Below are 11,906 nucleotides of genomic sequence, written 5' to 3' on the forward strand. Positions count from 1 at the left end.
CTCGCCTAGACCTTCCTGCCCTCCGTGTCGGTCTCCGCCAGGATCGTTCCCGTGACGGCGAGATTGCCCTTGATTGCCATCCCGCCCATACCGGTGCCCGCCGAGACGTAGTTGAGCTCATCGATGTGGACGAAAATGCCGTTGTGGAGCTCCACCACGCCCTTGATATCGCCACCCCCGGAAACCGACAGCCCATTGCGGACCGTCACCCCGTCGTCAGCGGCTTCCAGTGCCGGCTCGCCCCCGTCGCTGACCTTCAAGCCGCCTTCGACGGCAAGGTGACCCTTCACCCGCCCCTCGCCGGCGAGCAGCTCGTCCACGTCGGCCTTTCCGGCCGTGAGGACGCCCAGGTCGTTCTGTCCGTCCCGGACCTGCACCCCGGCACTCGGGAAGTCGATCCACCCGTCGTTGGAATTACGGCCGTGCACCGAGCCGGTGTCCACCCGGTCCACATCGACCGTGCCGGCCGAGATGGTGCCCAACTGCGGCTGCCCGTCCCGGTGTACGTGCAGTCCGGCCTTCGGGAAGTCGATCCACCCGTCGTCGGAGTTGCGGCCGTGCACCGAGCCGGTGTTCACCCGGTCCACCTCGAGGCTGTCGGCCGCGACGGTTCCCCATCCGCCGGTCCCGTTGCGAACCTCCACCCCTGCTGCGGTGAAGGTGACACGGCTCTTGTTCGGCGTCCCCTCGACCCACGGAGTGCGCGTCCCGCTGTCGAACTCGGGAACGCGGGCATGGACCGTGGTGGTGAGGAAGTACCCCTGCTGCTGTTGCCCGGCGCCGGCGCCGGCCGTCCCGGCAATCAGGGTGTAGGTGGTGCCTCGCTTCGGGGCGGAGGTGGGCGACCAGGTGTAGGACTGCCGAACCACCCGAGGCCCCTGGGCCGCCGACTGGGCGAGCACCTCGTTCCCCTCCGGATCACGGATCCAGTAGTCGAGGTTGTCGGGCCCCTCCCACCTCAGAACGACGTTCGCGCCCGCGTCGACGTCCACCAGTGAGTTCTTTTCCGGACGGAAGTTGCACGGGATCTTCGGAGCCTGCTTCACCAACCCGAGGGTGGTGACGAAATCAGCCTTCCGAACGGGTATGTTGCTGTCGCCGCCGCCGGACCGCTCGTGTATCTGCAGGCGAACCAACCCCTCCGCACTGGAGACGGGTATGTCTTCCAGCACCAGGGCAAACGACTGGTGGGCAGGCAGGGTCAGCCTCGTCACCGAGGGGTCATGCGCCCTGAAGCGGCCGAGCGTAGCGTCCCAGCCGAAGACCGGATTCTCCCCCTGCACCGTGTAGTTCGAGTCGATGCGCGCGCTGATCGCCGTGGGATTACCCGTCAGATCGTCGGGGCCGCCGCCGACCGGTATCTCCACATCGATGAACTCCCACCTCACGTCGGACTGGTGGGTGTTGGAGACGATCACGTACACCGTTCCAACGGACGGTGCCCCGGGCTGTGACGCTTGCAGCGGGGTCGGATCGGTGATGACGGCGTAGTTCAGCAAGGACGGCACGGCGAGTACTCCCTACCTCAGCGAACTCGTCAAGCAGCGGCTCGGCCCGGGGTGTCATCTCCCGTGGCAGGCCTGCTACTTGGGACGGCAGCAACAGAATGGTCCCGGCCGGCGGTCCAGGAGCCGTGATTGTGCACAACTGGCTCGAACATGGCCCCTGGCGGCCGGAAACCGAAGCAGTGCGTGATCACCCCGCCCGCCGGTACGCGTCAGCTCAGGCCGTCAGCCGTCAGTTGACAACCGTCAGCCGTCAGCCGCCAGGCCGTCGAGCTCGCGGGCGAGCCTGGCTCCCCCGCGGGTCATGATCTCCGGGTCGCGCAGCGCGTTGGTGAGCAGCGACATGCCCTGGTAGGCGCCGACGAGCGCCAGGGCGTGGTCCTCGGGGTCGGCCACGCCCAGCTCGCGGTACTGCTGCTCCACCCAGTCCAGCAGCTGACGGATGACCTGGCCCACCGCCAGGTCGAGCCCACCCTCGGCCCGCTTGTCGAGCTCGACGGCCAGCGTGCCGGTCGGGCAGCCGAAGCGGGCCGCGGTGTCGCGCTGCTCGACCCACGCGGCGACCAGGCTCTTGAGGCGTTCGCGCGGGTCGGGGAGCCGGTCGAGCTGGTGGGTCAGGTTCGCCAGGTAGCCGGACTGCTCGGCGAGCGCGGCTTCGACCAGCTCGTCCTTGGTCTTGAAGTAGTAGTAGACATTGCCCGCCGGGACGTCGGCGGCGCGGGCGATGTCGGCGATGGTCGTGCGCTCCACGCCCTGCTCGTGCAGGACCCGGGCGGTGGCCGCCACCAGTCGCTGCCGCTTGCCGGCGGCCGCTGCCGCGCGGGGCGGCCGGGAATCAGTTGAGTCAGTCACCCGACTAACTATAGACAGCCACCCCTGCCCCCGTGCTAGCTTCTCTCTCGACGGAGTAAGTCAGTCAACTAACTCAGACTGACTCAGACGAACGAACCGAGGAGATCGACATGATCGTTGTGACGGGTGCGACCGGTAACGTCGGGCGGGCGCTGGTGCGGATGCTCACCGAGGCACAGCTGCCGGTGACGGCCGTGGCGCGACACATCACCGAGGCCGACGTCCCGCCGGGGGTACGGGCGGTCGCCGCCGACCTGGCCGAGCCGGCCGGACTGCGGGACGCCTTCGCCGGCGCACGGGCACTGTTCCTGCTGGTGGCCGGCGAGGACCCGGACGGCATCCTGGCGGCAGCGCGGGCCGCCGGGATCAGCCAGGTGGTGCTGCTCTCCTCGCAGGGCGCGGGGACCCGGCCGCAGGTCTACCGGCACCCGGTCGCGTTCGAGACGGCCGTGCAGGCGTCCGGGCTCGACTGGACCGTCCTGCGCTCGGGCGGCATGATGACCAACGTCTTCGCCTGGGCCGAGTCGATCCGCACCCGGCGGGCGGCCGAGGCACCGTTCGGTGACGTCGGCCTGCCCTTCGTCGATCCCGAGGACGTGGCCGCGATCGCCGCCGCCGTCCTGCAGGGCCCGGACGACCACCGGGGCGCCACCTACACCCTGACCGGCCCCACCTCCACCACCCCGCGCGAGCGCGCCGCGGCGATCGCCGCGGCACTGGGCGAGCCGGTGCACTTCACCGAGCAGACCCGCGCGCAGGCACACGAGCAGATGGCGCAGTTCATGCCGCTGCCCGTGGTCGAGGGCACCCTGGCCATCCTGGGCGAGCCGACCGAGGACGAGCAGCAGGTGAACCCCGACATCGAGCGCGTCCTGGGCCGGGCTCCGGGCACCTTCGCCACCTGGGCCGAACGCAACGCCCCGGCCTTCCGCTGAGCACCCCGGCGGCTTCCTCACGCCGGCTCCGGCAAACCCGGAATCCGAGAGATTCACCCCTTCGAGTGAAGATCGATATATCTGGTGCCGATCTCGCCTCGTGTACACCGGATGATGCGCGTGAGTGAGAACGCGTGGGCGTCTCACCGACTCGTCCGGGAGGCGTTGATGCAAGAGAAAAGGCTGAAGTCCTGGGGCAACAACCGCTCCGGCCAGCTCGGCGACGGCACCTGGACCGACTTCCGCACCACCGCCACCACCGTGCTCGGGCTGACCAGCGCCGAGGTGGTGAAGATCGCCGCCGGTGGCGCCGGCGCCACCAACGGCCACGGGCTGGCCCTGCTGACCGACCGCACCGTCCAGTCCTGGGGCGCCAACGGCTCCGGCCAGCTCGGCGACGGCACGGTGTTCAGCCACAACGCACCCGGTCAGGTCGTCAACCTCTCCGACGCCACCGACATCGCGGCGGGCGGCTACCACAGCCTGGCTCTGCTGGCCGACCAGACCGTGGTGGCCTGGGGGCGCAACAACTACGGCCAGCTCGGCAACGGCACCAACATGGACAGCAGCGTCCCCGTGCGGGTCGAGGGCCTCAACAAGGTGATCGCGATCGCCGGTGGCCTCAACCACAGCCTCGCCCTGCGCGAGGACGGCACCGTCTGGGCCTGGGGCTACAACATCAACGGCCAGCTGGGCGATGGCACTTCGGCCAGCCGGAACGTTTCTTCCCCGGTCACCGGCCTGACCGGCGTCACCCGGATCGCCGCCGGTGGCAACCACAACCTCGCGTTGGTCGGCGCGACCGGCGGCAGCGGGAACGTGGTGAAGGCCTGGGGGTACAACGCCACCGGGCAGCTCGGCGACGGATCGACGATCAACCGCTCCACCCCCGTCGAGACGGCGATCGGAGCCGGGACCGTTTCGCTGATCGCGGCCGGCTGCAATCACAGCCTGGCCGTGACCGGCACCGACAACAGCCTCACCGCATGGGGGCAGAACACCTCGGGCCAGCTCGGCGACGGCACCACCGACTACCGCAACAAGCCCGTCCCCGTGCCGGGCGTGACCGGCGTCCAGCTGATCGCCGGCGGCCGCGAGCACACCATCGCCCTGCTCGGCGACAACACCGTGCGCTCCTGGGGCAACAACGGCTCCGGCCAGCTCGCCAACGGCACCACCACCGACAGCAGCACGCCGGTCACCAGCCTCACCGCGCTGACCGGCGTCGACAAGATCGCCGCACCGGTCGCCGGCGACTTCAGCATGGCCAACTGAACCACCCACTGCGTGGCCCCGGCACTCCCTGCCGAGGCCACGCACGTTCACACCACTACTCGGCCCGCGTCAGGTGGACTTGCGTCAGCTGGGCTTGCTGACGCCGGCCGATCCGTCGATGAGCTCGCGCAGGATGTCCATGTGACCGGCGTGCCGCGCGACTTCGGTGGTCATGTGGATGAGCACCCAGCGCAGCGACACCTCGTCGCCGAACCACGCCTTGCCGAGGTCGTCCAGGTCCAGCTCGCCGATCACCGCGTCGGCAGCGGCTCGGGCGCGGGCGTAGAAGTCCAGGATGTCGGCCGTGGACTCGTGCGGCTCCACGCGCATGTCGGAGGTCTCGTCGACCTCGAAGTCGAACGGCAGCGGGCCCGTTTCACGGCCGAAGCTCTCGCAGAACCAGCCGAGTTCGGCGCCGCCCAGATGCTTGATCAGGCCCAGCAGGTTGGTCCCCGAGGGGGTCATCGGTCGCCGCAGCTGCTCGTCGTCGAGGCCCTCGAGCTTCCACAGCACCGCATCCCGATGCCGGTCGAGGGCTACGTACAGGCTTTCCTTCTCGCCACCGGTGAATGGCACACGCTTTCCCATGCGTGGACGGTAGCAGCCGCCCCCGACACGCCTGGCTCACTGTGGAGCAGGGGCCGAGGCAGCGACGGGAGCAACGACCGGGGCCGTGACCGGAGCTGCGGCCCTGACCCGCATCACGCGGACGTCGCGCACCGCGAGCATGGCCACCGTGCAGCCGAGGATCACCACGCCGGCGCCGAGCAGCGTGGCGTGCACGCCGATCGCCGCACTGAGCGGGCCGACGGTCGCCTGCGCGAGCGGAATGGCCACGAACGAGCCGAGCGCGTCGTAGGAGTAGACGCGTGCCAGCCGGTCCTCGGGGATCTCCTGCTGCAGGCAGGTGTCCCAGGCGATCGCGCCCTGCTCCACGCCCACGCCGGCCAGGAAGTTCACCCCGGCCAGGACCACCACGGGCATGCCGAGGGCCAGCCCGAAGGGCAACAGCGCGCACCCTGCCATGCACACCACCCCGACCAGCAGCGGCCGTTGCGGCCGTACCCGCAGCCCGACCACGCCACCGGCCAGCATGCCGACGGTCTCACCGGCCAGCACCAGCCCCCAACCACCGCTGCCGAAGGACTTCTCGGCAATGGTCGGGCCCAACACCCCCACGGCGCCCGAGTATGCGGCGTTGAGGAAGCAGAAGGTGGCCACGATCGTCCACACCCAGCGCCGGGCGGTGAACTCCTGCCAGCCGACCCGCAGTTCGTGCAGCATGCCACTGCCTGCCGACGCGGACGAGGACGCGGACGCGGAGTCCTGGGAGGGCGCTGTGGTCGGCCCGACCCGGATGCCGGCGAAGAACAGGCCCGAGAGGGCGAACATCGTCGCGTCGATCGCCAGGCCCCAGCCCGGACCGGCGGCGGCCACCACCGCGCCGCCGAGCGCGGCCCCGCCGATCATCGAGCCGTTCGCGGCCATCCTGTTGAGCGCGTTGGCCTGACGGCGCAGCTCGTCCGGCACCGTCTGCGGCAGCAGCGCGGAGGAGGCGGGCATCGCGAAGGCGGAGAACGTGCCGTTGCACGCGGAGAGCACCAGCAGCCAGGGGATCGTCGCGTGGTGGGTGAGCACGAGGGCCGCCAGCGCTCCCTGGCTGGCCGCGCTGAGTGCGCTCGACCCGACCAACACCAGGCGGCGCGGCATCCGGTCGGCGACGACACCGCCGAAGAGCACGAACGCCACGTTGAAGAGCGAGCGCACCGCGACCACCAGACCGAGCTGGGTCGGCGAGCCGGTGAGCCGGAGCACCGCGAAGGCGAGCGCGATGGGCGCGACCCCGCTCCCCAGCATGTTCGCGGCGCGGCCCAGGACGAGCCGTCGGAACGGGGGAAGGCGCAGCGGCGCCAGGATGGTGGACATGCGGAGACTGCCTATCGGCCGGGTGACGGAGGGGGGCGACGGAGGGGGCGACGGACTTTCGTCCCCGCGGAAAGGGCCACCTGCTGCGGCGCCGGGAGCCTCTTGCAATCCGGAGTTCTATCACCGTGTTCCGGCAGCCGGAAAGCGATTTATCGGCGAGGGATTCGCAGCCCAAGAGGGCACCTGGACAGGGAAAACGCAACGTCGACATAGCCCGCGGAAGCAGCTACGTTCACCTGCCGAGCCGGATCCGCACCAGGCCCCCCACAGGTACCCCCCAAGCAGGGAGAGACGCATGCCCCATCTCGCGCTGTACACATTCGGCGTCCTGAAGTCAGCTCTCGCCGATCCCGCGCCTCTCACGGGCGAGTTCTACGACGCCGGCGCGGCCATCTACCGGACGATCAGCCGGCACCCCGGGTACCTCGGTCATGCCGAAGCGGCACCCGGCGCCCGGGGTGGGCTCTTCGAGGCGGACTGGGGCGCCTGGGGGGAGTTCGCCGTACCGACCTGGTACGGCAAGGGCCGCACGCCGGAGACCACCGCCCTGGCCGCGTCCCTCTCGCTCTGGACCGACCTACGCCCCGCCTTCGACGCCATCTACACCGGTATGCACCGTGAGGCGCTGAAAAGGCGTCACGACTGGTTCGAGCGGTCGGCACACCCGAACTACGTCTTCTGGTGGGTCTCCGACGGCGTGACACCCACCTGGCAGGACGGGGTCTCCAGGCTGGAACACCTCCAGGACCGCGGCTCCGCGCCGGATGCCTTCACCTTCCACCACGCGTTCGCCCCGGACGGAACTCCGACCGGGTCATCGATATCCGAGCGCGACTCCGGCCAGGCCGGCAGACTGCCCGAACTCCACTGACAGGGGATGTCAGGGGAATGCCCCTAGCCTGCGGCGCATGAGCATCGTCGAACTCCGGCAGTACACCCTGCATCCCGGCGCCCGGGAGACGCTGATCGAGCTGTTCGAGCGTGAGTTCGTGACCGGCCAGCAGGCGGTCGGCATCACCCTCGGCGGCCGGTTCCGCGACCTTGACGACCCGGACCGCTTCGTCTGGCTGCGCGGGTTCCCCGACATGACGCACCGTCGGCGCTCGCTGGAGGCGTTCTACACCGGCCCGGTCTGGCGGGAGCACCGCGAGGCGGCCAACGCCACCATGCTCGACAGTGACAACGTCCTGTTGCTGCGCGGCCCGGGCTTCACGCCGGAGCCGGGCACCCGCGAGCTGGCCGTGACCGTCTGCCACCCGTCGGACGCGGCCGCGTTCGACGAGTACGCCGCACGGCAGTTGGGCCCGGGCCATGCGCTGCACCGCACCGAGCACGCCGAGAACGACTACCCGCTGCTGCCGGTCCGCACCGGGGAGGACGTCCGGGTCTGGTTCGGCCCGGCCGAGCCGCCGTCCTGGCCGTCCCAGCGGCTGCGGCTGGAGCCCGTGGCGGCTCGGCCACTGCCGTAGCCGGTGGGCGGCAGTCAACGGCCGATCGGGGCCGCCTCCAGTGCTGTCCGCCGCAGTTGCAACTGCCCGGCGCTGGTGGCGATCAGGACGAGGCCGAACAGGGTGAAGAATCCGTCCTCCCGGACGAACCTCGCCTGCCAGTCGGCGTACTCGCCCGCCGAAACCTGCGTCCAGTCGGAGTCGTTGAGGTCCTGCGTCGAGACTTCGTAGCGCGGGCCCGGCAGTTCCTGAGCCTTGCCCTTGGCCGCTCCCACGACGAAGCCGCCGACCACCACACCCGCGCACAGGACGCCGAGCGCCACGAGGCCGAGCCACACCCGCCTGCTGGGGCGCATGGCCCGCCGGAGCATCCGACTCGTGGCGCGATTGCTGGGGACGCCCGGCCTCTCGCTGATCCGCAGGCCTCTCGTCACGATCCCGGACACGAACACCCATGCCATGCACGGGAAGAGGACGACTCCCGCGACAACTGCCAGCCATTGGTGGTCGAGCAGGACCCGCCGCGAGGGCCACGACACCACGTCGTCGACCGCCACGAGGGCGATCAGCATCGCGCCGGCCGTCGCGACGACCCGGTCGCCGACGGCGCACGCGCGCGACCGCATGCGCCACTGCGCCAACCGGCTCTGACGGCGGAAGAAGGCGTCGAAGACATCGAAGTCGTAGGGGTCGTCGGACGGGTCCAGCAGGCGCGGCGAGGGTCTCTCCGAGGCGGGCATACCGAGAGGCTACGGCTCCACCGGCCCGGCAGGCAGGCCGATTTCCATCAGGATCCCTCCCGCGAGCGGACGGCCGGGCCCCGCGCAGCGCGCGTACGGGCCCGGCCGTCCGTCACACCCGCGGTGCTCAGCCGGTGACGCTGGCCGCGCCCGTCTCCAGGTGGCCGGTGAAGCGCTGGGACCAGCTGCTGTCGGAGCTCACGGTGACGGTGAAGTCGTACCAGCCGTTGTTGTAGGCGACCGCGTTCCAGTGGTCGCTCACGGTGCCGCCGGCCGGGACCTGGTAGGTCCAGGGGCCGTCGGTGCGGTAGTTGTTCGACGTGACGGTGAAGGTGGCCGCGCTGGAGCCGTTGTTGGCGAAGGCGAACCAGAGCGCCAGCTGGCCGGTGTCGGGGGCGGTGGCGTACGAGGCGGTGCAGAGCACGCTCTTGCCCGCCTTCGTGGTGTCGCCCTGGAAGCGGCGCAGGAAGCGGTTCGGGCCGACCACGCTCAGGTCGTACGGGCCGTTGCCGTAGCCGGAGCCGCAGTTGAAGAAGTCGCTGGCGTCGCCGCCGGCGGCCACCGTGTACTGCCACGGACCGCCGCTGCGGTGGGCGTTGGCGTAGGCGGCGAAGTGCGCGGTCTCGGTGCCGGTGTTCTCCATCTTCAGCCAGACCTTCATCACCGTCGCGGAGTCGAGCTCCAGGTGGTCGAGGTTGGCGTTCGGCTGGTACGGCAGTGCGCGGGCCGGGCGGGTGCCGGACTCCTGCGCGGGCAGCGCGTTGTTCGTCGGCGACGGGTTGCCCAGCGGGCCGCAGGTGGTCAGGCCGATGGTCTGCGAGGTGTCGGGCAGCGCGGGCATCCCGTAGACCGGGTTGGCGAAGTCGAAGATGCCGGTCAGGTCGCCGGCGACGCTGCGCCGCCAGTCGCTGATGTTGGCGCAGGTGGCGGGCGTGCCCTGGGCGGCCGTCCAGACCTCCAGGAACCGCAGCACCGAGGTGTGGTCGAACACCTGGGAGTTCACCCAACCGCCGCGGCTCCAGGGCGAGATGGCGATCAGCGGGACCCGGAAGCCCATGCCGATGTTGGTCGAGCTGTAGAACTCGCCGGCGGTGCCGGCCGGCGCGACCGGCGGCGGGACGTGGTCGAAGAAGCCGTCGTTCTCGTCGTAGTTGATCAGCAGGATGGTCGAGTTGAACACGTCGGAGTCGGCGTTCAGCGCGTCCATCACCATGTGCACGAAGTGCGCGCCGTCCTCCGGGGTGGCGTACGGGTGCTCGGAGGACTGCTGGTCGGCGACGATCCAGGAGACCTGCGGGAGCGTGCCGCCCAGCACGTCGGCCTTGATCGCGGCGGCGATGTCGTCGGGGGTGCGGCCGGTGACCTTCGGCACCGAGCCCATGCCCTTGACCGCCAGGTCGCTGCCGGCCGGCGCGCTGGTGAAGGCCTTGAAGTAGGCCAGCGCGTTGTCGCCGAAGTTGTCGGCGGCGTTCTGGTAGACCTTCCAGCTGACGCCCGCGTCCTCCAGCGCCTCGGCGTACGTCTGCCAGCCCAGGTTGGACTCGCTGCCGCCGTCGTAGGCCGGGCCGCCCGCGGTGCCGGCCGGGTCGATCATGCCGGACCAGTGGTAGGTGCGGTTCGGGCCGGTCGCGCTCAGCACCGAGCAGTGGTACGCGTCGCAGATCGTCCAGTTGTCGGCCAGCGCGTAGTGGAACGGGATGTCGGAGCGCTGGAGGTAGCCGAGCGTGCGGACGTTGCCCTTGGCCGAGACCCAGGAGTCCATCTTGCCGCCGTTCCAGGCCTTGTGCTGGTCGGACCAGGCGTGCGAGAGGTCGCCGTTGCACTGCGCGGTGGTCTCCGCGCTGGAGCCCGCGCCGGTTTTCGCGGGGTTGAAGGCCCACGGGTACTGGCGGGCGAACAGGCCGTTCGGCTGATTGAAGACGCTGTAGCCACCGGCGATCTGGATCGCGCTGCGGTCGGCGAAGCCGCGCACGCCCTGCAGCGTGCCGAAGTAGTGGTCGAAGCTGCGGTTCTCCTGCATCAGGATCACGATGTGCTGGGCATCGGTGATGGTGCCCGTGGTGCTGAGCGACGTCGTACCGGCCGACGCGGTGCCCGGCGTGCCGGCCGCACCCGCGGCACTGGCGGCGCCAGCGGCACCGACCGTCCCGGCCACCGCGGCACCGGCCGCCGCGCTCGCCGACACGGCCATGAACGTCCTGCGGCTCAGCTCTGTCATCGGATTCGCCAACCTCTCGGATGCGCCGCGCCCGGCGGCGTGCCTGCGTCACGGTGGGAGTACCGGGACGCAACTGGCCCTGTCCGCATGCAGTACCGACCAGAGCTCCGGGGGAAGAACAGGTTGTGTGTACAACATGGGCCGCGCGACATCCTGACCCAGCAAGTGGGCAGGAGTCAGCACCTATGACCGAGGTTTGTCAGACTGTTCTCTCCCCGGACAGCGAGCATCCGCGCGGTGAACTCACGGCCTCCACAGGCTTTCGCGCAGGTCGGCCCACGCATGGCCGCCCCTGCATCGCCGCCCAAGCGCGGTCAGTCCTTGACCACCACGCCGAGCGCCTGCGCGAACTGCGGGGCCAGCTCGAACAGCTGCGGCGAGGAGATCATCGCGCCACGCAGCCCCTCGTGCCCGTCCGGCAGGCCGAGCCGGGTCGCGCCGCGCAGGTCGGTCTTCGACAACTGCGCTCCGGCGAACCGCACTTCCTCCAGCGAACTGCCCGGGAACGAGACGCCGGTGAGCTTCGCCCCGCCGAAGTCCACGTCGCGCAGCTGGCAGTCCTCGAAGACCACGTCGCGCAGCACCGCGGAGCGCAGGTTGACCGCCTCCAGCTTGCACTGGCGCACCGTCACCCGGCGCAGCGCCGAGCCGTACGCCGCGATTCCGGCGAACAGGCCGCCCACCACGGTGGCGTCCTGCCACTCGCTCTCCACCAGTTCGGTGGCCACCCAGCGGCACTGCTCCAGCCAGACCTCGGTGAACCGGGCCTGGCGGAACTTCGCGTCGCTCACCGAGACGCCGGTGAACGCGCACTCCAGGAAGCTCGCGCCGGTCGCCCGCACGCCGTCCAGGCTGACGCCGGCGAAGTGCTCGGTGTCGTAGCGGGCGTCGGCGCGCAGCGGGCCCTCGTGCGGGCGGAGCAGGTGGGCGTACGGCTGGTCGGCGAGCTGCTGCGGCACGGCGGGGGTGTCCTTCCGGGACGGGGGTGTCCACCGGATCGTGGCACG

General features: G+C 70.4%; 11 protein-coding genes. 4 read left to right on the forward strand and 7 right to left on the reverse strand.

Annotation, left to right across the window (positions count from 1 at the left end; genetic code table 11):
- Positions 1 to 5: 5 nt before the first annotated feature.
- A complete protein-coding gene (locus tag AC060L_RS10520) occupies positions 6 to 1,508 on the reverse strand; it encodes a hypothetical protein (RefSeq protein WP_483798366.1) in 1,503 nt (500 codons plus the stop codon).
- A 243-nt stretch (positions 1,509 to 1,751) separates the two neighbouring features.
- Positions 1,752 to 2,357: a TetR/AcrR family transcriptional regulator gene (locus tag AC060L_RS10525; RefSeq protein WP_483798367.1), complete on the reverse strand. Its 606-nt coding sequence runs from the start codon at positions 2,355 to 2,357 to the stop codon at positions 1,752 to 1,754.
- A 110-nt stretch (positions 2,358 to 2,467) separates the two neighbouring features.
- Between AC060L_RS10525 and AC060L_RS10530 the strand changes: the two genes are divergently transcribed.
- Both AC060L_RS10530 and AC060L_RS10535 read left to right on the forward strand, forming a co-directional pair.
- The gene (locus AC060L_RS10530; protein WP_483798368.1) at positions 2,468 to 3,292 is read left to right on the forward strand and encodes an SDR family oxidoreductase; all 825 of its coding nucleotides are present in this window, start codon (positions 2,468 to 2,470) and stop codon (positions 3,290 to 3,292) included.
- A 168-nt stretch (positions 3,293 to 3,460) separates the two neighbouring features.
- Positions 3,461 to 4,567 carry an RCC1 domain-containing protein gene (locus AC060L_RS10535; RefSeq protein WP_483798369.1) on the forward strand — a complete coding sequence of 369 codons (1,107 nt, stop codon included), beginning with the start codon at positions 3,461 to 3,463 and terminating at the stop codon, positions 4,565 to 4,567.
- Positions 4,568 to 4,651: 84 nt separating this feature from the next.
- On the opposite strand, the gene AC060L_RS10540 is transcribed toward AC060L_RS10535, so the two are convergent.
- Both AC060L_RS10540 and AC060L_RS10545 read right to left on the reverse strand, forming a co-directional pair.
- The gene (locus AC060L_RS10540; protein ID WP_483798370.1) at positions 4,652 to 5,155 is read right to left on the reverse strand and encodes a DinB family protein; all 504 of its coding nucleotides are present in this window, start codon (positions 5,153 to 5,155) and stop codon (positions 4,652 to 4,654) included.
- A 36-nt stretch (positions 5,156 to 5,191) separates the two neighbouring features.
- The gene (locus tag AC060L_RS10545) at positions 5,192 to 6,493 is read right to left on the reverse strand and encodes an MFS transporter (protein WP_483798371.1); all 1,302 of its coding nucleotides are present in this window, start codon (positions 6,491 to 6,493) and stop codon (positions 5,192 to 5,194) included.
- A gap of 295 nt (positions 6,494 to 6,788) precedes the next feature.
- On the opposite strand from AC060L_RS10545, the gene AC060L_RS10550 reads away from it, so the two are divergent.
- Positions 6,789 to 7,364 carry a DUF3291 domain-containing protein gene (locus AC060L_RS10550; RefSeq protein ID WP_483798372.1) on the forward strand — a complete coding sequence of 192 codons (576 nt, stop codon included), beginning with the start codon at positions 6,789 to 6,791 and terminating at the stop codon, positions 7,362 to 7,364.
- Positions 7,365 to 7,401: 37 nt separating this feature from the next.
- Positions 7,402 to 7,962: an NIPSNAP family protein gene (locus AC060L_RS10555; RefSeq protein ID WP_483798373.1), complete on the forward strand. Its 561-nt coding sequence runs from the start codon at positions 7,402 to 7,404 to the stop codon at positions 7,960 to 7,962.
- Between the two features lie 14 nt (positions 7,963 to 7,976).
- Here AC060L_RS10555 and AC060L_RS10560 read toward each other — a convergent pair whose 3' ends face one another.
- The 3 genes from AC060L_RS10560 to AC060L_RS10570 all read right to left on the reverse strand — a co-directional run bounded on the left by AC060L_RS10560 (position 7,977) and on the right by AC060L_RS10570 (position 11,858).
- Positions 7,977 to 8,681, reverse strand: a complete 705-nt coding sequence (locus tag AC060L_RS10560) for a hypothetical protein (protein ID WP_483798374.1) — start codon at positions 8,679 to 8,681, stop codon at positions 7,977 to 7,979.
- Between the two features lie 127 nt (positions 8,682 to 8,808).
- Positions 8,809 to 10,899 (reverse strand): phosphocholine-specific phospholipase C, encoded by a 2,091-nt coding sequence (locus tag AC060L_RS10565; protein WP_483798375.1) that lies wholly within the window; start codon positions 10,897 to 10,899, stop codon positions 8,809 to 8,811.
- Between the two features lie 314 nt (positions 10,900 to 11,213).
- A complete protein-coding gene (locus tag AC060L_RS10570) occupies positions 11,214 to 11,858 on the reverse strand; it encodes a pentapeptide repeat-containing protein (RefSeq protein ID WP_483798376.1) in 645 nt (214 codons plus the stop codon).
- Between the last annotated feature and the right edge of the window lie 48 nt (positions 11,859 to 11,906).

The sequence above is a fragment of the Kitasatospora sp. NEAU-69 genome, assembly GCF_057158765.1.